Source organism: Sandaracinobacteroides sp. A072, from assembly GCF_052616365.1.
In genome coordinates, this window is the sequence record NZ_JBQXGU010000001.1 from 586,158 (window position 1) to 607,976 (window position 21,819).

The 21,819-nt window shown below is 66.5% G+C and carries 14 protein-coding genes and 1 tRNA gene; 6 read left to right on the top strand and 9 right to left on the bottom strand.

The genetic code is table 11. The features are described from left to right. Nucleotides 1-2: 2 nt before the first annotated feature. Nucleotides 3-1,772 (bottom strand): lytic transglycosylase domain-containing protein, encoded by a 1,770-nt coding sequence (locus ACUJ46_RS02870; RefSeq protein WP_445388935.1) that lies wholly within the window; start codon nt 1,770-1,772, stop codon nt 3-5. Next, nucleotides 1,769-2,599 carry a uracil-DNA glycosylase gene (locus ACUJ46_RS02875; RefSeq protein WP_445388936.1) on the bottom strand — a complete coding sequence of 277 codons (831 nt, stop codon included), beginning with the start codon at nt 2,597-2,599 and terminating at the stop codon, nt 1,769-1,771. Before ACUJ46_RS02875 ends, ACUJ46_RS02870 begins: the two co-directional genes overlap by 4 nt. 169 nt (nt 2,600-2,768) lie before the next feature. Between ACUJ46_RS02875 and ACUJ46_RS02880 the strand changes: the two genes are divergently transcribed. After that, on the top strand, nt 2,769-4,421 hold the full coding sequence (locus tag ACUJ46_RS02880) for an electron transfer flavoprotein-ubiquinone oxidoreductase (RefSeq protein ID WP_445388937.1): 1,653 nt from the start codon (nt 2,769-2,771) through the stop codon (nt 4,419-4,421). A gap of 61 nt (nt 4,422-4,482) precedes the next feature. Here ACUJ46_RS02880 and ACUJ46_RS02885 read toward each other — a convergent pair whose 3' ends face one another. From ACUJ46_RS02885 to ACUJ46_RS02895, 3 genes are all read right to left on the bottom strand, one after another. Next, a complete protein-coding gene (locus ACUJ46_RS02885) occupies nt 4,483-6,087 on the bottom strand; it encodes a Na/Pi cotransporter family protein (RefSeq protein WP_445388938.1) in 1,605 nt (534 codons plus the stop codon). Nucleotides 6,088-6,176: 89 nt separating this feature from the next. Beyond that, a complete protein-coding gene (locus ACUJ46_RS02890) occupies nt 6,177-7,001 on the bottom strand; it encodes an oxygenase MpaB family protein (protein ID WP_445388939.1) in 825 nt (274 codons plus the stop codon). A 143-nt stretch (nt 7,002-7,144) separates the two neighbouring features. Next, nucleotides 7,145-9,583, bottom strand: a complete 2,439-nt coding sequence (locus ACUJ46_RS02895) for a DNA translocase FtsK 4TM domain-containing protein (RefSeq protein ID WP_445388940.1) — start codon at nt 9,581-9,583, stop codon at nt 7,145-7,147. Between the two features lie 426 nt (nt 9,584-10,009). Here ACUJ46_RS02895 and ACUJ46_RS02900 point away from each other — a divergent pair, with 426 nt between their 5' ends. Then, nucleotides 10,010-11,293: an FAD-dependent oxidoreductase gene (locus ACUJ46_RS02900; RefSeq protein WP_445388941.1), complete on the top strand. Its 1,284-nt coding sequence runs from the start codon at nt 10,010-10,012 to the stop codon at nt 11,291-11,293. On the opposite strand, the gene ACUJ46_RS02905 is transcribed toward ACUJ46_RS02900, so the two are convergent. From ACUJ46_RS02905 to ACUJ46_RS02915, 3 genes are read right to left on the bottom strand one after another with little or no spacing between them, the layout of a single operon-like run. Then, the gene (locus ACUJ46_RS02905; protein ID WP_445388942.1) at nt 11,290-11,502 is read right to left on the bottom strand and encodes a Trm112 family protein; all 213 of its coding nucleotides are present in this window, start codon (nt 11,500-11,502) and stop codon (nt 11,290-11,292) included. The two genes, ACUJ46_RS02900 and ACUJ46_RS02905, sit on opposite strands and share 4 nt — an antisense overlap. Further along, nucleotides 11,499-12,128, bottom strand: a complete 630-nt coding sequence (locus ACUJ46_RS02910; RefSeq protein WP_445388943.1) for an LON peptidase substrate-binding domain-containing protein — start codon at nt 12,126-12,128, stop codon at nt 11,499-11,501. Before ACUJ46_RS02910 ends, ACUJ46_RS02905 begins: the two co-directional genes overlap by 4 nt. Nucleotides 12,129-12,145: 17 nt before the next feature. Then, a complete protein-coding gene (locus ACUJ46_RS02915; RefSeq protein WP_445388944.1) occupies nt 12,146-13,039 on the bottom strand; it encodes a tetratricopeptide repeat protein in 894 nt (297 codons plus the stop codon). Nucleotides 13,040-13,220: 181 nt separating this feature from the next. Here ACUJ46_RS02915 and ACUJ46_RS02920 point away from each other — a divergent pair. Both ACUJ46_RS02920 and katG read left to right on the top strand, forming a co-directional pair. Beyond that, a tRNA-Gly gene (locus tag ACUJ46_RS02920) sits at nt 13,221-13,295 on the top strand. 246 nt (nt 13,296-13,541) lie between these two features. Then, on the top strand, nt 13,542-15,704 hold the full coding sequence (gene katG, locus ACUJ46_RS02925; protein WP_445388945.1) for a catalase/peroxidase HPI: 2,163 nt from the start codon (nt 13,542-13,544) through the stop codon (nt 15,702-15,704). 84 nt (nt 15,705-15,788) lie between these two features. Here the strand turns inward: katG and ACUJ46_RS02930 are convergent, their stop codons facing one another. Next, nucleotides 15,789-17,603, bottom strand: coding sequence for a SulP family inorganic anion transporter (locus tag ACUJ46_RS02930; protein ID WP_445388946.1), 1,815 nt, complete (start codon nt 17,601-17,603; stop codon nt 15,789-15,791). Nucleotides 17,604-17,827: 224 nt separating this feature from the next. Here ACUJ46_RS02930 and ACUJ46_RS02935 point away from each other — a divergent pair, with 224 nt between their 5' ends. Further along, nucleotides 17,828-20,653 (top strand): TonB-dependent receptor, encoded by a 2,826-nt coding sequence (locus ACUJ46_RS02935; RefSeq protein WP_445388947.1) that lies wholly within the window; start codon nt 17,828-17,830, stop codon nt 20,651-20,653. Next, nucleotides 20,653-21,741 carry a phytase gene (locus ACUJ46_RS02940; RefSeq protein WP_445388948.1) on the top strand — a complete coding sequence of 363 codons (1,089 nt, stop codon included), beginning with the start codon at nt 20,653-20,655 and terminating at the stop codon, nt 21,739-21,741. The genes ACUJ46_RS02935 and ACUJ46_RS02940 overlap by 1 nt, the downstream gene beginning before the upstream one ends. Nucleotides 21,742-21,819 lie beyond the last annotated feature (78 nt).

Genomic DNA, 21,819 nt, shown 5'->3' on the forward strand with positions numbered 1-21,819 from the left:
CCTCAGTCGGCTTCTGGGAAGCGCGGCCACTGGCCGGCAGCCACCATGGCGATGCTCCGGCTGCCGGGTGTCGGCCGGCCAAGGGCGGCTTCCTGCTTCAGTTCGTAGAGCCAGTAATTGCGCAGAACCACTTCGACATAATGGCGCGTCTCGCGGAAGGGGATGCTCTCGATGAAGAGCAGAACATCGCCATTGTCCTTCAGCCCGCCATTGTTCCAGTTCCGCACAGACCCCGGCCCGGCGTTATAGGCAGCCACCACCTTGGGCAGCAGGCCGCCTGTGTGGGCGCTGTCGCGCAGTTGTTCGAGGTAGCTCTGCCCGAACTCCACGTTGAAGCTGGGGTCTGCGAGCAGGGCCTCGTCATGCTCGATTTCAAGCGCGCGCGCGAGGTCCCGTGCGGTGCCGGGCATGATCTGCATCAGACCCTGCGCGCCGACACCGGACCGCGCCCGGTTGATGAATTTCGATTCCTGCAGGGCGTGGGCAAAGACAAGGCTGCGGTTCACCCGCCAGCCTTTCAGCGGCTTCCAGTCCGGGGTCGGGAAGCGGGCGGACATGGGCGGCATCATGCCCGGCGGCGGGTTCTGCGCCAGCCAATATTGCGTCGCCGGCAGGTTCAGCCGCGCTGCCAGCCGCAATATGGGTTCATAGGTCTCGTTCGCGGTGGCGGCGGCCAGGTGGCGAAGCTCGCGGTCGGCAAGGCCGGGCTGGCCGGATTCCATCAGTGCCACGGCGCGCTGTGCGCCGGCATGACCTTTCAGTGTCGTCCAGTCCGCCTGGATGAAATCCGGTTCGCGCCAGTCGAATTCCGGTTCGAGGCCAAGGGTTCGCGCCGCCAGCAGGCCGTAGAAACCGTCCTTCTCGCGCGCGATGGCGGCTTGCAGCCGGTCCGCCGAAAGCTGTGGCCGGCCGCAGCGCACATGGCTGCGCGCCGCCCAGAAGGCGGCTGCCGAGCGCAGGTCGGCCGGGGCGACATAGATCTGCCCGGCGGCATCGAAATGGCGTGCGGCCGTGTCGCAGTCATCCATCCGGAAGCTGGCCAGCCCCGCGACCCAGTGGCCGAACGCGGCCCAGTCGCTCGCGCCCTCGGCCGCCAGTGCGCCGAGGCGTTTTGCCAGCCGGTCGTCAAGATCGAGATAGGCATCCCAAGCGGCACGTTGCAGCCATTCGCTGCGGACCTCCGCAGAAAGGCCAGACCCGAGGCGCGATGCCAGCGATTCGACTTCTCCGGGGGTGTTTGCATCGATCAGGCTTCGCGCCTCGCGCGCGAAGGCTTCGTCGACGGGCGAAGACGGACGGGCGCTGCGCGGCCCAGGGCCCGGGGTCAGGCGCACGGGGGTAAGCCGCTTGGTGCGGGCAAGGGGCGGCAAGACCGTGGCCCCGGCCTTGCGGGCATGGGCGGCGATGGCCGGCGCCTGCGGTGAATCGGGGTTGGCTTCGAGCCACGCGACCAGCCGTGTCAGCCCTGCCGATGGGCCCTGGGCGGCAAGGATCTGCCCTTCCGCCACGGCATGCAGGGGGCCGGGCGCCATGGCGTCGAGCGCAGCGCGCGCGGCACTGACCCGGCCGGCCTCGATCGCGGCGAAGATCTGGCGATACTGCTGGCGCTGGGCGGCGGAAAGCTGGGCCGGAACGGCCCGTTCCGCCGCGGTGAAGGGCGAGGCAAGCGGCCGGGCCGGTGCACCATTCCCGCTGCTGGCGAGTGTGGGCGTGGCCGCCATGGCAAGCGGCAGGGCGCAGCAGGCCAGCGCAAGGGCACGAAGGCGCTTCATTGCAGCAGTCTCCGTTTGAGGGTCAGAAGATCAGCCCAGGCGCTGGCCTTGGCTTCGGGCGCGCGCAGCAGATAGGCCGGGTTCCAGGTGGCCAGGGCCGGCACGGGCGTGGAATCGGGTCCGGCGCTGCAATCGGCCTCCAGCCATTGGCCGCGCAGCTGGCCGATGGGCCGGCGCTCGCCGGTGAGGGCGTGTGCCGGCACCTTGCCCATCAGCAGCAAGAGCCGTGGCGCGGCCAGCCGCACATGGGCCTTCAGCAGCGGCAGCTGTTCGGCAATGGAATCGGGCTGCGGCGTGCCGGGCAGGGGGTTCAGCGGGCAGACGAGGCCGATGTAGCAGCGGCTGCGGTCCAGCCCGACGGATGCAAGCATCCTGTCTAGGAAGTGGCCGGCCGGGCCGGTGAAGGGGCGGCCGGTGCGCAGGTCTTCGGGCGAAGGCGCTTCGCCCAGCAGCATCAGGCCGGAAGACGGGTTGCCGTCGGCAAAGGGGGCGCCGGGGGCATGGGCCTCGACCAGCGCCTTCAGCGCATCGAGGCTGGTGGCGCCTGCCAGCGCCTCGGCAGGGATCCGACGCCGCGCGCCGCCTGCTGGGGCCGCCCGCGCCGCTTCCCGGGGTGCTGGAACATTCTCGCGCGTGGCCGGTTTGACTATCGGTTTGACTGGCTGAGGATCCTGTGCAGGCGCTGTTTCCGCGCTGGCGGCAAGCCATGGGCGCGGCGCATCTGCCACGGGCAGGCCGGCGCCGGAAAGCGCCCACCAGTCCAGCAGGGCCGATACCGCCCCTTCCGGAAGGCCCGGCCGGTTCGCTGCGTGCTGACCCTTGTGCATGGGGCGCGACTTTTGGCAGGCTGGACGCATCGGTCAAGGGCAGGCAGGACGGCGCTGCAGCATTTCCGGTTGAAAACCGGCTGCTCTGCGATGAATAGAGGCTCATCGAACAGCAAGGCAGTATAGGGGGGGCGGCGCCGCCCATCCGAGAACCGAAAAGGCGACAGGAATGACGACACGCGAAGCGATGCCCTATGATCTGGTGATCGTGGGCGCTGGCCCGGCGGGACTTTCGGCGGCCATCCGCGCCAAGCAGGTGGCCAATGCGAAGGGGGTCGACCTCAGCGTCTGCGTGCTCGAAAAGGGCTCCGAAGTGGGTGCGCATATTCTTTCGGGCGCCGTTTTCGACCCCAAGGCGATGGACGAGCTGATCCCGGACTGGCGCGAGCAGGGCTGCCCCATGGCCGAGGTTCCCGTGACCGAAAACCATCACTGGGTGCTGACCAGGGGGAAGAAATACGACTTCCCGCATTTCATCATGCCCACCTTCATGAACAACGCCGGCACCTATACCGGCAGCCTCGGCAACATGTGCCGCTGGCTGGCGGGCCAGGCCGAGGCGCTGGGTGTCGAGATCTTCCCCGGCTTCCCGGCTGCCGAGGTTCTCTTCAACGATGACGGCAGCGTGAAGGGCGTGGCAACCGGCGACATGGGCGTCCAGCGCGATGGCAGCCATGGCCCCAACTATCAGCCGGGCCTCGAACTGCACGCCAAATACACCTTCTTTGCCGAAGGCGTGCGGGGGCATCTTTCCAAGCAGCTCATCAGGCGCTTCGATCTCGCCGCCGACAGCCAGCCCCAGGTCTATGGCATCGGCATCAAGGAACTGTGGGACATCGACCCCGAAAAGCATGTGCCTGGCCGGGTCATCCACACCCAGGGCTGGCCACTTTCCGATGCCTGGGGCGGCGGCTTCCTCTATCACCAGGCCAACAACCAGGTCGCGCTGGGCTTCGTGGTGGCGCTGTCCTACCGCAACCCGCATCTTTCGCCGTTCGATGAAATGCAGCGCTGGAAGACCCACCCGGCCATCCGCGCCGTGCTGGAAGGCGGCCGCCGCGTCGCCTATGGCGCGCGCGCCATCAACGAGGGCGGCTGGCAGTCGGTTCCGAAGCTGACCTTCCCGGGCGGCGCGCTGATCGGCTGCTCGGCCGGTTTCGTGAACGTGCCGCGCATCAAGGGCAGCCACACCGCCATGAAGACGGGCATGATGGCAGCCGAAGCTGCGGTCGATGCGATTGCCAGCCAGCGCCAGTCTGACGAGCTCACCGCCTATGCGGATGCCTATCAGTCGAGCTGGGTGGAAAAGGAGCTGCGCATGGTGCGCAACACCGAGCCGCTGGTGGCGAAGCTGGGCGGGACCGTGGGCACGGCGCTGGCAGGCGCCACCATGTGGGCGGAATCGCTTGGCATCCGCATGCCCTTCACCCTGGGCCACAAGCCCGATCATGAGCAGCTGTGGCGCAAGGAGCATTGCCACCCGATCGAATACCCCAGGCCCGATGGCGTGATCAGCTTCGACAAGCTGTCGAGCGTCTTCCTTTCCAACACCAACCATGAGGAAGACCAGCCGATCCACCTGACCCTGAAGGATCCGACCGTCCCGACGCGGATCAACCTGCCGCTCTATGACGAGCCGGCGCAGCGCTACTGCCCGGCTGGCGTCTATGAGATCGTCGGCAAGGAAGAAGGTGAGCCGAGGCTGCAGATCAACGCGCAGAACTGCGTCCACTGCAAGACCTGCGACATCAAGGACCCGACCCAGAACATCAACTGGGTGTCGCCGGAAGGCGGCGGGGGCCCCAATTACCCCAACATGTAAGGGTGGCGTTCAGCGAAGATCGGGGGGCCGGGCGACCGGCCCCCTTTTTTGTTGCCGCAGCTCAGGCGAGGGTGGCAATTTCACCGTCGGGCACCCAGCGCAGGAAACGGCGCTGGGCCTTCAGGCCGGAACGGGCCACGCTGCGGATGGCCTGCGCCTCGCCCAGTGCCTTGTCGAGTGCATCCGGGGTGATCGCGCCGCGCGCGGCGGCTTGCAGCAGGTCGGCTTTCAGGGCCTCATAGGCATCTTCCAGACGCGTCCGCCGCTCGATGATTGCATCGGCATAGGCGGGGCCGCCCGGCAGCAGTTCGAGCGCAGACAGGGCCTGATCGGAAAGGGCGGCCCACAGGGCGGGGCTTCCGCCATCGCGGCGGTGAACCGGGTTGATCAGGCGCGCTGCCTCCGCGCCATCTTCCAGATGCTGGATGGCGCGCAGGCCGTCGGCAAGCGCGCCCACATCCTCTTCCGGCAGGCGTCGCGTTGTAACATCGGCGATGAAGGCGCGGATCGCGCGGCCAAGTTCCAGCAGGGCTTCATGGCGCACCGCCATGTCCGGCGTGCCACTGTCGGCCACCTTTTCCCGCGCAGGGCCGAACAGCAGGCCCGCCATGCGCGCAACCTCGAGCAGGAGGCCGCGACGCGCCAGCGCCGGAACTTCGGCCAGCGTGCGGTCGAGATATCTGGGGCGGGATGCATCCTCGTCCGGCTGGACGAAAAGCCCGGAGAGCCAGTGCGTGAGCCGGGGCGCCAGCGGGTAGATGAGCAGGACGCCCAGCAGGTTGAACAGGGTGTGAAGCACGGCCAGCACCGTTGCCGGCAGGGGATTGTGCAGGAACGTGCCCGAAATCCACAGGGATATTTCGAGAATCCATGGCAGCATCAGGAGCGCGACGGCGCCTGTCATCAGGTTGAAGACGACATGGGCGAGCGCCACGCGCCGTGCCGCCGGTGTCGCACGGATTACGGCGAACAGGCTGGTCGATGTGGTGCCGATGTTGGTGCCGATCACCACGGCGGCGGCCGGCAGCAGGGTTATGCTTCCGGCGCTGGCAGCTGTCAGCGTGATGGCGACTGCCGCGCTCGAGGACTGGGTGATGGTGGTGAGGATTACGCCGATGCCGGCAAAGGCCAGAAGCGCCAGCGGGCCGTTGCCCCAGTGCGATGGAAGCGCTACATGCTCCGTGATTCCGGCGAAGCCTCCCTGCAGCAGGGCAATGCCCAGGAAGAAAAGGCCGAAGCCGGTAATTGCGCGGCCGAAACCGGCCAGCCGTTCGCGTTGGCTGGCCACCATGGAAAGAAGCATGCCAGCCCCCAGCATCGGCAGGGCAAGTGCACCCACGTCCAGCTTTACCCCCACCATCGCCACGAGCCAGGCTGTCATGGTGGTGCCGATATTGGCGCCGAAGACCACCCAGATCGCCTGAGACAGGCTGAGGAGGCCGGCATTCACGAAGCCCACGATCGCCACCGTGACGGCGCTGGACGACTGGACAAGCGCGGTGATCAGAATGCCGGCCAGAAGGCCGCGGGGTGCCGAACGGGTCCAGCGCTCGAGCAGGGTGCGAAGCGCGGGACCGGCCGTGACCTTCAGCCCGTCCGTCAGCATTGTCATGCCGAGAAGGAAGAGGCCGATACCGCCGAGAAGGGTGGCGAGCGCGCTGGTCATGCGCGTGTCTTGTCCATGGCAGGGATGAAAGCAAACATGCCCTGTCTCTGGGGTGAATGCTGGCGCTGTGCAAGCCGGGCAGGGCCGGCTCAGCCCTCCTTGCCAGTCCGCTCTGCCGGCGCGCGCCCCGGCGCAAGAGCCCAGTTCAGCAGCGCCGAAAGGCCCGATGCGCCGGCATGGATGACAGGCGCGGGAAGGCCTTGCCCGGTCAGCCCGTGCATCTGTCTTGCCCATGGAGGCAGAAGGTCGATCGCCGCATCCCGCATCAGCCGCCGCGGAATGGTGAAACCCTGCGCGGACGGCCGGGCCGAGAGGATCAGGCCGGCAACCTCGCGGGTGCGGGCATCAGCTTTCAGATCCTGCCGGCAGGTGGCGAGCAGCGCTTCGGCCGCCCGGCGGGTGCGCGGCATTGGCGCTGCCCCCAATCGTTCGGCAATGAGCGCCTGCTCGGCGATGTAGCGGTCCTGCCGGTGCAGGCGCATGGCTGGCTCGCGATAGCGCCTCCATGCCGCAAGGAAGGACAATGCCTCTGTCACACCGACAAAGGCAAGCAGGCGGGGATCGTCCGCATGGTAGTGGCAGCCATCCGGCAGCGTGCCGCGCACCTTCGCGTGAATGCGCCTGACCCGTGCGATGGCGGCATCGGCATCGCTGGCGCTGGCGAAGCTGGTGTCCGCGATGAAGGCAGCCGTTCGCTGCAGGCGACCTGCCATGTCATTGCGGAAGTTGGAAAAATCCCAGACACCGGCAAGGGCTGCGGGGTGCAGCATCTGCAGCAGCAGGGCCGAAATGCCGCCGATCATCATGGTGGTGACATCCGCATGCACATCGAAGGAGACAGAGCCTTGCGGCAGAAGCCGCTGATCCGGCGGGGCCGGAACCACGGCCGGCCTGCCACCGGGGGCGGCGAACATGCGCCGCACTTCACTGGCTATGCGGGAGCGCAAGGGGTTCATGGCCTGAAGATGCGCTTCAGCCCGCTTTGGCGCAATGCGGCTGCGGCACCATGCGCCGCCCGCCGGGGCGGGTGGCTGCCCGCCACAGGCTCGCCACAGGGTTACATGCGGTTGCCGGCCTCGTCCATCAGCACTTCGCGGCGGCCGACATGATCGGGGGAGGAGACAAGGCCCATTTCCTCCATCTGCTCGATCAGCCTGGCGGCGGAATTATAGCCGATCCGCAGGCTGCGCTGCAGATAGGAGATGGTGGCCTTGCGCGAGGTGGCGACGATCTGGATCGCCTGGGTGAGAAGATCCCCGTCGCCCGATGCGGCGCCGGCCTTGCCGCCGGTTTTCGGCATGCCGATCGATTCGAAGCCGTCCCCGCCTTCCGGCTCTTCCGTCACGCTCGAGATATAGTCGGGCCTGCCCTGCGCCTTCCAGTGCTTCGCCACGGCCTCCACCTCCTCGTCGGAGACGAAAGGGCCGTGCACGCGCAGGACCTGCTTGCCGCCCGGCATGTAGAGCATGTCGCCCTTGCCCAGCAGCTGCTCGGCGCCCATTTCGCCCAGGATGGTGCGGCTGTCGATCTTGCTCGTCACCTGGAAGCTGATCCGCGTGGGCAGATTGGCCTTGATGACCCCGGTGATGACATCGACCGACGGGCGCTGGGTCGCCATGATGAGATGGATGCCGGCCGCGCGCGCCTTCTGGGCGAGGCGCTGGATCAGGAATTCCACTTCCTTGCCGGCCGTCATCATCAGGTCGGCCAGTTCGTCGACAACAACCACGATCAGCGGCAGCGGTTCGAGCGGAAGGGTCACATCCTCGAAGACGGGCTTGCCTTCCTCGTCCCAGCCGGTCTGGACCCGCTTGGTGAAGGGCTTGCCCGATTTCAGCGCCTCGCGCACCCGCTCATTGTAGCCTGACAGCGAGCGCACATTGATGTGCGCCATGTTGCGATAGCGTTCCTCCATCTGCTCCACCGCCCATTTGAGCGCGCGGATCGCCTTTGGCGGGTCTGTCACCACCGGGGCGAGCAGATGGGGAATGTCGTCATAGACGCTGAGTTCCAGCATCTTCGGATCGATCATGATCATGCGGCACTGGTCCGGGCGAAGCCGGTAGAGCAGCGACAGGATCATCGCGTTGAGCCCGACCGACTTGCCCGATCCGGTGGTGCCGGCAATCAGCAGGTGCGGCATGGGCGCGAGATCGGCGACAACGGGGCTTCCGGAAATGTCCTTGCCGAGAATCATCGGCAGCGTGCCGGATGACGCCTGGAAGCTTTCGGAGGCGAGCAGTTCGGACAGCGAGACCATTTCCCGCTTCATGTTGGGCAGCTCGATCCCGATGACATTGCGCCCGGGAATGACGGCGACGCGCGCCGAAACGGCCGACATGGAACGGGCGATGTCGTCGGCGAGGCCGATGACCCGGCTGGCCTTGATGCCCGGTGCCGGCTCAAGCTCGTAGAGCGTGACGACAGGTCCCTGCGCCAGCCCGACAATCCGGCCCTTCACGCTGAAATCCTCGAGCACCGATTCGAGCAGCCGCGCATTCTGCTCCAGCGCCGCCTCGTCAAGCCGGGCCTCGCTCTGGCGCGGGGGCGGGTTCAGAAGATCGAGTGGCGGCAGGTCGGGCCTGTCACCCAGTTGCAGGGCAGGCTGCCGGTCGGGCCGCTCGCGCGTGGGCTGCGGGCGCGGCGCCGGGCCGATGATCCGCCGTGTCGTCGCTTCCGCTTCTGGCGGTGGCGGCGGGTTGCGCCGGGCCTTGCCATCCGTGGGGCGCGCGATGGCGCGTTCGCTTTCCCGGTCGCGGCCACCAGCATCGTCCGTGGAGGCGGCTTCTTCCCGATCCGCGCTTCCCCGGTCAGCGCGTTCAGGGCCGCTTCTGCTCCAGCCGGTCAGGCGGGCGAAGGCTGCAAGTTCTGCCCGGTCGGGCCCCAGCCCCCATATGAACAGGGCGATGGCGCCCAGGCCGAAGACAAGCGCGGCGCCGAGGCTGGCGAAAGCCGGGTCGAAGCCTTCGGGCCACGGCAGGGCCGCCATCGCCTTTGCGGCGGCATGGCCGACAACGCCGCCCGCGCCCGCATCGAGCGCGCCGATGGGCGCCGGCCAGGCGAGCCCCAGGGCAATGGCGGCGATGATGATCGCCCCCGCCGTGCGCAGAAGGGCGGCACGGGGCTGCCGGACGGGCCAGCCCGACAGAATGCGCACCCCCCAGACAAGGAAGATCGGCACGGACAGGACGGCGGCAAGGCCGAAGCCCTGAAGCAGCAGATCGGAGACATGGGCGCCGACGCTTCCCGCGAGGTTTGCAGGGGCGGCTTCGGTGACGCTGTTGAAGGAGGGATCCTCAGGACGGTGGCTGATGAGCGCGCCGGCAAGCAGCAGCCCAAGGCCGAAGAGGAAGAGCCCGAGCAGCATGCGGCCGGCAAGGCGCAGGGCGCGGCCGGTGCGCCCGCCTTCATGGCCGCCCTCGGCGCGCCGCCAGGGCGCCGCGTCCATCAGCGATTGCGTGGATGTCGCCACCGGATCCTCCGTTTCGCGCGCCATGCGGGCAATGCCGGGCCGCTGGGCCGGGCTTCATGCACCAATGCCTTTTCAGGGCAGGGCAGGTCAAGCGCATGTTCCTGATATGTGCCGCAGGCTTCCGCGCCCTGTGGCGGGCGATTTTTCCGCCTTGCGCAGAGGCAGGCAAAAAAATGGCCCGGACAGGGTTTGTCCGGGCCATGAAGGGAATGAGACCAGAGGCCTCGAAGCGAGCACAGGAGCCGGTTGGCACCCGGAAACATCCTATTCAAGTTTCGTGCCAACCTTGAGAGCAGGGGGCGGGCGCGTGGCACCATTGAGTGCCTGCCTGAAAAGGGGGCAGATTTTGAGGGCGGCCGGCGCGGCTGCCTGAAATTTGGGCTTGCCCTCTGTCGTCGCAGCCGCGCGGAAGCACTTGGGCAAGCCGCCCTGGCGGTCTATCAGGAAGGGATGACCAGCAAGCCCGACGCAAGCCCTGAGACCCGCCCTGAAAAGGACAGGCCCGAAGACGCCAGCCATGATGCCCTGATCGTGGGAGGGGGCCTTGTCGGCCTTGCCCTCGCTCTGGCCCTGGCCGCGCATGATCTCGACGTCGCCGTGATCGAACGCGCCGACCCGGATGCGCACATGGCGCCGGCATTCGACGGTCGCGCCTCGGCCATAGCCTCGTCCACCGCGCGGATGCTGCGGGCGCTGGGGCTGGGCGACCTGCTTGACCAGCAGGGCTGCCCCATACGCGCCATCCGCGTGACGGACGGGCTTTCGCCCCGCCATCTGCACTTCGACAGCGCCGAGGCCGAACCGGCCGAGCCGCTGGGCATCATGCTGGAAAACCGGGCGCTGCGCGGCGGGCTTCTGGAAAAGCTGCGCGCCGAAAGCCGCATCCAGCTGTTCGCCCCGGCCAGCATCGCAAGCGTGGAGCGTGGCGCGGACCGCGCGTCTGTCCTTCTGGAAGACGGGCGCCGGCTTCATGCCCCCGTGATCCTCGCCTGCGACGGGCGGCAGAGCATGTTGCGGCGGCAGGCCGGCATAAGAGGCGCCCGCTGGCAATATGACGGCACCGCCATCGTGACGATGCTTTCGCACGAACGGCCGCATGACAATGTCGCGTCCGAACTCTTCTATTCGGATGGCCCCTTCGCCCAGCTTCCCATGACCGACCTGCCCGATGGCCGCCATCGCTCGGCGCTGGTGTGGACGGTGCGCAACGCGGATGCGGCGGGCGTCATGGCGCTGTCTGCGCGCGCCCTCGCGCATGAGGCGGAAAAGCGCATGGGCGGCTTTCTCGGCAAGCTGGAGCTGATCGCGCCCGCGCAGAGCTATCCGCTGGGGCTGCATCATTCGGAACGCTATTGGGCGGAACGGCTGATCCTTGTCGGGGATGCAGCGCACGGCATCCACCCGATTGCCGGGCAGGGGCTCAACATGGGCCTGCGCGATGTCGCGGCGCTTGCCGAAGTGCTGTCATCCTCTGCCCGGATCGGCCTCGACCTCGGCCACCCCGATGTTGCCCGGCGCTACGAGCGCTGGCGGCGCGCCGACAATTTCACTACCGCCTTCGCCACTGATGGCCTTGCCCGCCTGTTCGGCATTCCCGGCCGCGCGGCACAGGCCATCCGCACCACCGGCCTTGCAGCCGTCAACCGGCTGCCATCGTTGCGCCGGGCCTTCATGAAGATCGCGCGCGGCGAAGCAGGAGATCTGCCGCCGCTGCTGCGCGGGGAACTGGGCTAGGCAGGCCTGCCGGCTTCCTGCCGGGCGGGCGGCCAGGGCATGGCTGCTTCCGCCAGAAGAACGGGCACGCCCTCTTTTAGCGGATAGGCAAGGCCCGCGTGCACGGAAACGAAAACCCCCTCCTGCGGCAGGAAGGTGAGGGGGCCGCGCGACACCGGGCACAACAGCAGCGCCAGCATTGTCGGATCGGGCTGTTGCGTGCCTGTCATTGCAGCGTTTCATCCTGATCGGGGCCGGGTGCAAACTGCATCAGGGTGGTCAGGGTTTCGGTGCGATCGGCAAGGGCCGGGGCTTCCAGCAGCGCCTGCCTTTCGGCTGGCTGGAAGGGGCAGACAAGGCTCAGCGTGTTGACGAGGCTTTCGTCATCGGCCGATTTCACGGCATCCCAGTCCGCCGAAAGGTCCAGCCTGTCGAGATAGTCGCGCAGCGCCTGTTCGAGCGCGGCGCGCGCCGGGGCGGCAAGCGGGGCAGCAGGTTCCCAGTCGGCTGCGAAGGCGGCATGATCCACCTCTGCCTGGCGGTAGGGCGTGGTGACCGGCAATTCCCCGACGATCCGGAAGCGGGCTATTCCTGTCAGCGAGATCAGGTAGCGCCCGTCGCCGGTCTCGGAAAACTGGGTGATCCGGCCGATGCTGCCGACATCGTAAAGCTCCGGCCGCTTTTCGGGCAGGCCGGTGACAGGCTGCACCATGCCGATCAGGCGGTCACCGGCCATGGCGTCGCGCACCATGGCCAGGTAACGCGGCTCGAAGATGTTGAGCGGCAGGACCGCGCGCGGCAGCAGGATCGTGCCCGAAAGCGGGAACAGGCGGACCCGCCCCGGAAGTTCGGCCATGCTGACGGGCGGCTGAATCATGCGAACAGGATCGACGAAAGCCTGCGGCGTATACCGATCGACCAGGGGTCGCCGAAGCCGACGGCATCGATGAACTTCAGAAGCTGGGCGCGCGCCGCGCCTTCGTTCCAGTCCCGGTCGATGGCGATCGAGCCGAGAAGCTGTTCTGCCGCCAGATCCTGCTTGCCCGCCGCGAAAAGGGCGTTGGCAAGCGCCAGCCGGGCTTCATGGTCGGCCGGGTCGGCGGCGATCCGCGATTCGAGTTCGGCAAGCTCGCCAGCGGGGGCTGCCGCCCGGGCCAGATCCAGCGCCGCGCGGGCCTGGATGAGGGACTGGTCCTTGCTGTCGTCCGCGAGCGTGCCGAGGGCTGCTTCAGCACCATCGAGATCGCCACGGGCGATGAGCGCGCGGGCAAGCCCCGCGATCACGTCGGCGCGTTCGGGCGCTTCACGTGCCAGCGCCGCAAAGGCCTGGGCTGCCTGATCCGTTTCTCCGGCGGCGAGCAGGGCATTGGCGGCCTCGACGATGGCGTCGAGATTGTCCTCGCCTTCCTCGGGCGGGAGGGTGGCGACCAGCTTCTCGATGAAGCCCTTGATTTCACGCTCTGTCTTGGCGCCGACGAAGCCATCGACCGGCTGCCCGCCGACCATCGCATAGACCGTGGGCACCGATTGCACGCGAAACTGCGAGGCGATCAGGGGCTGCCGGTCCACATCCACCACCACCTGCGCCACGCGCGGCCCGGCTTCGGACACCAGCTTGTCGATCAGCGGTCCGAGCTGCTTGCACGGGCCGCACCAGTCGGCGGTGAAGCGGACAAGGACAAGCTTGTCGATCGAGGCTTCGATGGCGTCACGGCGAAAGGCTTCGATCGCGGCGCGCTCGTCGGCGGACATGGAAAGGCTGGCCAATTTTGTCTCCGTCGGGTGGAAAAATCGTAAAATGCATATGGGGTGCATCGCTTCATGATGGAAGGGGCTTGCAACCCCGGCGCGACTCGTCTAACGCCCCCCGACGCGGCAAGACCGCGACGAGATGCTCTCCGGCCACGGAGCCCCGGAAACGGGATTTCAGGGCTGGTCTCACCAGCGAGCGGGCGTAGCTCAGGGGTAGAGCGCAACCTTGCCAAGGTTGAAGTCGAGGGTTCGAATCCCTTCGCCCGCTCCAGTCTCTCCCCCGAACATTCCGCTGGATGTTCCCGGCCCTCACCGGGTGGCGCGGGGTGTCAGGCTTCGTCCACTCTTCGCCTGTCCCGCCATTCCGCGCCTTCTCCACAGGCTTGCCCATCGGGTCAGTCGATCAAAGTCTTCGGCCTGTTTCGCTGGACTGTAACCGCCCTGTGCCTAGACTGGCTCCGGAAGCGGCCAGCCGGTCGCAGACTTCTGGAATGATTTTGGCGGGAGATGACGACAGATGACGCAGCAATCCGGAAAATGCCCGGTCGCGCATGGCGGAAGCACCAGCATGGGATCGGATCAGATGCACTGGTGGCCCAAGGCGCTGAATCTCGACATCCTGCACCAGCATGACAGCAAGACCAATCCGCTCGGGCCGGATTTCAACTATCGCGAGGCGCTGAAGACGCTCGATGTCGAAGGGCTGAAGCGTGACCTGCGCGCCCTGATGACCGACAGCCAGGACTGGTGGCCTGCCGACTGGGGCCATTATGGCGGCCTGATGATCCGCATGGCCTGGCATTCGGCCGGCACCTACCGAATCGCGGATGGCCGTGGTGGCGGCGGCACCGGCAACCAGCGCTTCGCGCCGATCAGTTCCTGGCCGGATAATGCCAATCTCGACAAGGCGCGCCGGCTTCTGTGGCCGATCAAGAAGAAATACGGCAACCGCATCAGCTGGGCCGACCTGATCATCCTCGCTGGCACCATCGCCTATGAATCCATGGGGCTGAAAAGCTATGGCTTCGCCTTTGGCCGCGAAGACATCTGGCACCCGGAAAAGGACATCTACTGGGGCTCCGAGAAGGAGTGGCTCGCCCCCAGCGGCAGCGAGAACAGCCGCTATTCCGGCGAGCGCGATCTCGAAAACCCGCTGGCTGCGGTGATGATGGGTCTCATCTACGTCAACCCGGAAGGCGTCGACGGCAAGCCCGACCCGCTGAAGACCGCCCATGACGTGCGGATCACCTTTGCCCGCATGGCCATGAACGACGAGGAAACCGTGGCGCTCACCGCCGGTGGCCACACGGTCGGTAAATGCCATGGCAATGGCGATGCCGCCCTGCTGGGTCCGGCCCCCGAAGGCACCGACCTCGAGGAGCAGGGCCTTGGCTGGATGAATCACAAGGCGCGCGGCATTGGCAGCAACACGGTCACCAGCGGGATCGAGGGGGCATGGACTACGCACCCGACCCGCTGGGACAATGGCTATTTCGACATGCTGCTGAACCATGAGTGGGAACTGAAGAAGAGCCCCGCCGGCGCCTGGCAGTGGGAGCCTGTCTCCATCCGCGAGGAGGACAAGCCCGTCGATGCCGAGAATCCTTCGATCCGCCACAATCCGATCATGACCGATGCGGACATGGCGATGAAGATGGACCCTGCCTATCGCGCCATCTCCGAGCGTTTCCACAAGGATCCGGCCTATTTCTCGGAGGTGTTCGCCCGCGCCTGGTTCAAGCTGACCCACCGCGACATGGGTCCGAAGACGCGCTATGTCGGCCCTGACGTCCCGGCCGAAGATCTCGTCTGGCAGGATCCCGTGCCCGCCGGCCCCACCGGCTATGACGTGGATGGCGTGAAGGCGCGCATCGCGGCCAGCGGCCTTGCCATCGCCGAGATGGTCTCGACCGCCTGGGACAGCGCGCGCACCTTCCGCGGCTCCGACATGCGGGGTGGCGCCAATGGCGCGCGCATCCGCCTTGCCCCGCAAAAGGACTGGGAAGGCAATGAGCCGGCCCGCCTGTCGCGTGTGCTTGGCGTGCTGGAAGGCATTGCTGCCGAAACCGGGGCGAGCATCGCCGATGTCATCGTGCTCGCTGGCAATGTCGGGATCGAGCAGGCGGCGAAGGTTGCGGGCCATGACGTGACCGTGCCCTTTGCCCCCGGCCGCGGAGACGCAACCGACGCCATGACGGATGCGGACTCCTTCGAGCCGCTGGAGCCGCTGGCCGATGGCTACCGCAACTGGCAGAAGCGGGATTATGTCGTCACGCCCGAGGAAATGCTCCTCGACCGCACGCAGCTCATGGGCCTGACGGCGAAGGAAATGACCGTGCTTGTCGGCGGCATGCGTGTCCTTGGCACCAACCATGGCGGCACGCGGCACGGAGTCTTCACCGACCGCCCCGGCACGCTCACCAATGATTTCTTCGTCAACCTGACCGACATGGCATGGCGCTGGGTGCCCACTGGCGGGAATCTCTACGAGATCCGCGACCGCAAGACCGATGCCGTGAAGTGGACGGCAACGCGGGTCGACCTTGTCTTCGGCTCCAATTCGATCCTGCGCTCCTATGCCGAAGTCTATGCCCAGGACGACAGCCGCGAGAAGTTCGTGCAGGACTTCATCGCCGCCTGGACGAAGGTGATGAACGCGGACCGGTTCGACCTCGCCTGAGGCGATTGCCGGCGGATATAGAAGGCCCGGTTCCGAAAGGGGCCGGGCCTTTTCCGTTGCCGTAGCTGCGTGCGGAAAGATGCCTCAGATCAGGCCCCGCGCCAGCCACAGGTCCGGCCGGGGGGCCGGCGTCGCCTCGGCCTCGGCACGTTCGAGCAGGCTCGAGAAGGCGTCGTTCTGCGACAGGAAGACTTCGCCTGTCAGCTGTTCGAGGAAGTGGCAACGATGCAGCGCATCCATCACCGGGCCTTTCACTTCCGAAAGATGGAAGGTGACACCGGCATCCGCGAGGCGGTGGTTGATCGCTTCCAGGCTTTCGAGGGCGGAGGCATCGATTGCGTTCACGGCCGAGCTCATGAGGACGAGGTGGCGAAGTTCGGGGTGGCTGGCCACTTCCGCCATCACATAATCCTCGAGCCAGCGGGCATTCAGATAGCTGAGGGATTCGTCCACCCGGATGGTGAGGATGCGCGGATCGGTCAGCACCTTGTGGCGCTTGACGTTGCGGAAATGCTCGGTGCCGGGCACCCGGCCCACCACGGCGGCATGCGGCCGGGCGGAGCGCCACAGGAAGAGCGCGAGGCTGACGACGACGCCCGCGATAACCCCCGGTTCCACCCCGGCCAGAAGCGTGATGCCGATGGTGGCGGCCATGGCGGCGAAATCCATGCGGGAATAGCGCCAGACCAGCCGCGGCGTGTGCAGATCGACAAGGCTGAGAACGGCGACGATGATGGTGGCGGCCAGCGTCGCGATGGGAAGCGAGGCGAGATAGGGCGTGAGGAACAGCGAGGCCATCACCAGCCCGACAGCCGTGAAGGCGCCGGCCGCCGGCGTTTCGGCCCCGGCGTCATAGTTCACGACTGAGCGGGCAAAGCCGCCGGTCACGGGATAGCCGCCCGAAAAGGCCGAGGCGACGTTCGATGCGCCAAGGGCCACAAGTTCCTGATCCGGCTCTATGCGCTGCCGCTTCTTGGCTGCCAGAGTCTGCCCGACGGACACGGATTCGACGAAGCCGATCACGCTGAGCAGCAGGGCCGGCACCCACAGCTTTTCCCAGAGGGCGGGGTCGATGTCCGGCACGGCGAAGGGGGGCAGGCTCTGCGGGATCGAGCCCACCGTCTTCACGCCCTTTGCCTCAAGGTCGAGCAGCACGACGGCGAGCGACGATGCAAAGACGGCAAGGATGGGGCCGGCCTTGGCCGTGAGATCGGCCGGGCGCGCCGCCATGCCGAGGCGCATCAGCAAAGGCTTCAGCCCCTTGCGCACCCAGAAGAGAAAGGCGGTCGAAAGCACGCCGATGACGAGCGTCGGCCAGTTCGTGTCGCCGATGTTGCGGGCAAGGGTGGTCAGAAGTTCGGGCAGCGCATCGCCGCTGCCTGAAATGCCCAGAATGGACTTCGCCTGGCTGATGGCGATGATGAGGCCGCTTGCCGTGATGAAGCCGGAAACGACCGGGTGAGACAGCAGGTTGGCAAGGAAACCCAGCCGCAGAAAGCCCATCACCAGCAGCATCAGGCCCGACAGCAGCGCCAGCGCGATGGCGGCGACGAGATATTCGGGCGTGCCCTGCTGGGCGACGCTGCCGGCGGCGGCCGCCGTCATCAGCGAGACGACGGCGACTGGCCCCACCGCCAGTGCGCGGCTGGTGCCGAAGATCGCATAGGCGACGAGCGGCAGGATCGATGCATAAAGGCCCACTTCCGGCGGCAGGCCGGCCAGCATCGCATAGGCGAGGCTTTGCGGAATGAGCATGATGGTGACGATGGCGGCTGCCACCAGATCATTGGTGAAGGTGCCGGTGCCATAGTGCCGGCCCCAGTCCAGCACGGGAAAGATTCGTTGCAGCCGGCCGCCCCTGGCGTCGGCTGGCCTTTCCCTGGCCGTGTCAGTCTCCATTGCCTGCCCCGTCATGATGATTGCTGATGGCACCCTGCCTTCATGGCCGCCAGCGTCAAGTCATTGCGGCCCTTTCCTGCCTTCCCTTTCCTGCCCGTGCGGGTTCTGGCGGTGCCGGTGCAACATTGATGTCACCAGTCTTTCATCGAACCGTCACCGGACTTTTGCGCAACCGTCACGGATGGCCTGCAAGGGAACGCCGGACTTGGTTCAGGGAAAAGAAAATGAACAGACTGTTTCGCGTCGGCGTCCTGCTCATGGGCACCAGCTTCATCGCATCGGCGGCCATGGCGTCCACCATCACGGGTGTGGTTGCCGATTCCAGCGGCGTCCGCCCGCTTCAGGGCGCCGAACTGCTGATCCCCTCGCTCGGGCGCACGGCGACGGCCGACAATGCCGGCCGGTTCCGCTTCTCCGATCTCCAGGCGGGCACCTATGATGTCGTCGCCCGTTTTGCCGGCGCCACCGAGCAGACGCAGAGCGTGACGGTCGGTGACGATGGCGTCGTGCAGATTGCTTTCGCCATGTCCGCCGAAGGCACGGCGATCGAGAACATCCTCGTTCTCGGCCAGCAGGCGACGCTCCTGTCCGCCATCGCCCGCCAGCGTTCGTCCGATACGGTGACGACGGTTCTGACGCGCGACGCCATCGGCCAGTTCCCCGATCAGAATGTGGCGGAATCACTGCGCCGGGCGCCCGGCATCAATGTGCTGAACGACCAGGGTGAAGGCCGCTTCGTTTCCGTGCGCGGCCTCAGCCCCGAGCTGAACTCCGCGTCGATCAACGGCAACCGCGTGCTGGCGACGGGTGGAGCGGACCGTCAGGTCGCGCTCGATGTCGTCCCGTCCGAGCTGATCGAATCGATCGAGATCCGGAAGTCGCTGACGCCCGACATGGATGCCGACACCATCGGCGGCTCGCTCGACATCCGCACCACCAGCGCCTTCGACCGCAAGACCGGCTTCCTGACGCTGAGCGCCGAAGGCAGCTACAACCAGCTATCGGAAGAATGGTCGCCCAAGTTCGGCGTCGATTTCTCGCAGCGCCTGGGCGAGAATCTCGGCCTGTCCGGCGGCTTCAGCTGGAACCGCCGGAAATTCTCGACGGACAATATCGAGATGGACGGCTGGAGCCAGACGGACGACGGCCTCGCCTATGCCGAGGATGTCGAATATCGGGATTATGATGTCACCCGCATCCGCTGGGGCGGCAACCTCGGTCTCGATGTCCGCGCCGGGGATACGACGACCCTGTTCGTGCGCGGTCTCTACAGCAAGTTCAACGATACCGAGCTGCGCCGGCGGCTGATCTTCGGCATGAACGAGGAACCGGCAGCCGGCACCGACACGACCGCCACCTTCGATTCCGCGGATGGCCGCATCGAAGTCCGCCGCGACCTGAAGGACCGGCGCGAAGTCCAGTCGATCGCCACGATCTCGGCCGGCGGCAAGACCGAAATCGGCCCCTGGACCCTCGATTATTCGGCGGCCTGGTCCTATGCCGACCAGCAGGAAAACGGCTCCATTGACCCGATCCGCTTCCGCCAGCGCTTCCAGTCGCCCGGCGCGCTCGGGGTGAGCTTCGACTATTCCGACATGGTGCGCCCCGGCTATTCCATCGGTTTCGGCGAAGCCAATTTCCTCGATCCGTCGCGCTACAGCCTGAGCCTGCTGGAGCGCACGACGCGCGAGGACGCCAAGGACAAGGAGTGGAGCTTCCGCACCGACATCGCGCGCGCCTTCTCGCTCGACCAGGGCGAATTCGAGCTGAAGTTCGGCGGCAAGGCCCGTCTGCGCGAAAAGCGGCAGGATTTCGTCATCGACATCTATGATGGCTATGACGGCGACTTCAGCCTTGCCGACGTGCTCGGCACGCAAAGCTACGGCCTGGCCGACATGGGGCCGGTGGCCGATCTGTCGAAGGTGCGCGCCTTCCTCGACACCAACGGCTACGCCAATTTCGAGCGCAACAGCCTCGACAGTGATTTCGCGTCCAACGCAGAGAATTACCGCGCCGAGGAGGATGTGCTCGCGGCCTATCTGCAGGGCCGCTACGACAGCAGCAGCGTCCGCATCATCGGCGGCCTTCGCGTCGAGCGCACCGATACGCTGCTTTCGGGCAACCGGCTCGATCTCGTCGAGGAAGGTGCGATCGTGGGCGGTGTCGAACTGGGGGATGACACCCTCTTCATCGACAGTGTGCGCCTGCGCAAGGGCTATACCGACTGGCTGCCGAGCCTCAATGTGCGGGCGAACCTGTCCGACGATGTGGTGGCGCGCGTGGGTGCGTTCCGGTCCCTCATGCGCCCCGGTTTCGGCAAGCTCGCGCCGCGCTTCGTCATCGAGGAAGACGAGGACAATTTCCGCAGCGGCCAGTTCGGCAACCCGGACCTCAAGCCCTACCGGGCCTGGAACTTCGACGCCACGCTCGAATATTATTTCGCCCCCAAGGCGGTCGTGCAGGGCGGCGTCTTCTACAAGTCCATCAAGGACTTCATCGTCGATGTCGAATTCCTGGACGGCAGCTTCGCCGGCATTCCCTACAATGAGGCGATCATCCCGCTGAACGGCGACAAGGCAGAAGTCTTCGGCTTCGAAGCCAGCTACAGCCATGCCCTGACGGGCCTGCCCGCGCCCTTCGACGGGCTGCTGGTGAACCTGAACTACACCTTCACCGATGCGAAGGGCGATGTTCCCTTCGAGACTGGAACGCGCAGCATTCCGCTGCCGGCCGCTTCGAAGCACACCTTCAACGCCGTGCTCGGCTATGACCGGGGCGGCTTCTCCTTCCGCGTGGCCGGCGCTTTCCGCGATGGCTATCTGGATGAACTGGGCAGCGAAGCCGAGCGCGACCGCTGGGTGAAATCCCATTTCCAGGTCGACCTGTCGGCGAAATACAAGGTGACGGATGGCATCCAGCTCTTCGCCGAACTGGTGAACCTGAACAACGCCAAATACACGGCCTATCAGAAGGGTCCGGGCCGCAACCGCCTGCTGCAATATGAAGAATATAAGCTGACCGGCAAGTTCGGCGTGAAGGCGAGCTTCTGATGCGCGCGCCACTTCTTGCTGCCCTTGCCCTTGTCGCCGGCTGTGCGGTCCCTCAGGCTGCACCCCGGACGGCGGCGTTGCCGCCTGTCGAGGCGCCCTGGGTTGCCGCCGTCCTGGAAACCCGCGTCGCCGACAATCCGAAGGTCGATGCGGATGACCCGGTACTGTGGCGCCACCCGGAAGATCCGTCCCGCGCGCTGTTCATCGGCACCGACAAGTCCATCGGCCTTTATGTGCACGGCATGGATGGCGCGGTGCGGCAGTTCCTTGCCGATGGCCCGATGAACAATGTGGACCTGCGCCCGATCATGCTGGACGGGCGGCCGATGGTTCTGGTGGCGGCGACCGAAAGGGCAAAATTCGGCATCATGACCTGGCTGCTCGACCCGGAAACCCTGAAGGTCGAGCGCTGGGGTCATCTGCCGACACCGCGGCAGTTCGGCGAGCCCTATGGCTTCTGCATGGGGCAGGTGGATGGCGAAACGCTCGTCATTCCCAACAACAAGAAGGGCGCGGTTCTGGCCTTTGCCATCGCGCCCGGTGCCGACGGCAAGCCCGCCATGCAGCTTCGCCACAGCTGGAAGCTGCGCAGCCAGACCGAAGGTTGTGTCGTGAACGACGAGACAGGCGACCTCTATGTCGGCGAGGAAGACAGGGGCATCTGGCAGATGTCCCTGCGCCGCCCGGCGGAAGCGCCGCGTTCCATCGCCGGCGTGGATGGGCGCATCATGGTTGCGGATGTCGAGGGGCTGACGCTGATGCGCGATGCTGGCCGCACTTTCCTCATCGCGTCCAGCCAGGGCGACAGCGCCTTTGCAGTCTGGGACATTGCCGGCGGCGCGCATGATTTCATCGGCCGTTTCCGTGTCGGCGGCGGCGGCATCGACCCGGTCACCCAGACGGATGGTCTCAGCGCTTGGTCAGGGCCGATCGGCACCTATCCGGAAGGTGCCATCGCCGTGCACGATCATTGCGATGGCGACGGGCATGAAGACCCTTCCGATGCCGTCTGCGACAGCGACGCCAAGCAGCAGAATTACAAGCTGGTGGACTGGCGCGATGTGAAAAAGGCGCTCGGCATCCGCTGAGCGCCCCCGCCCGTCAGCGCGCGCTTTTCTGTTTATGCATGCCAGGATGACGGACATCCGGTTCCCGCACCCCCGCGA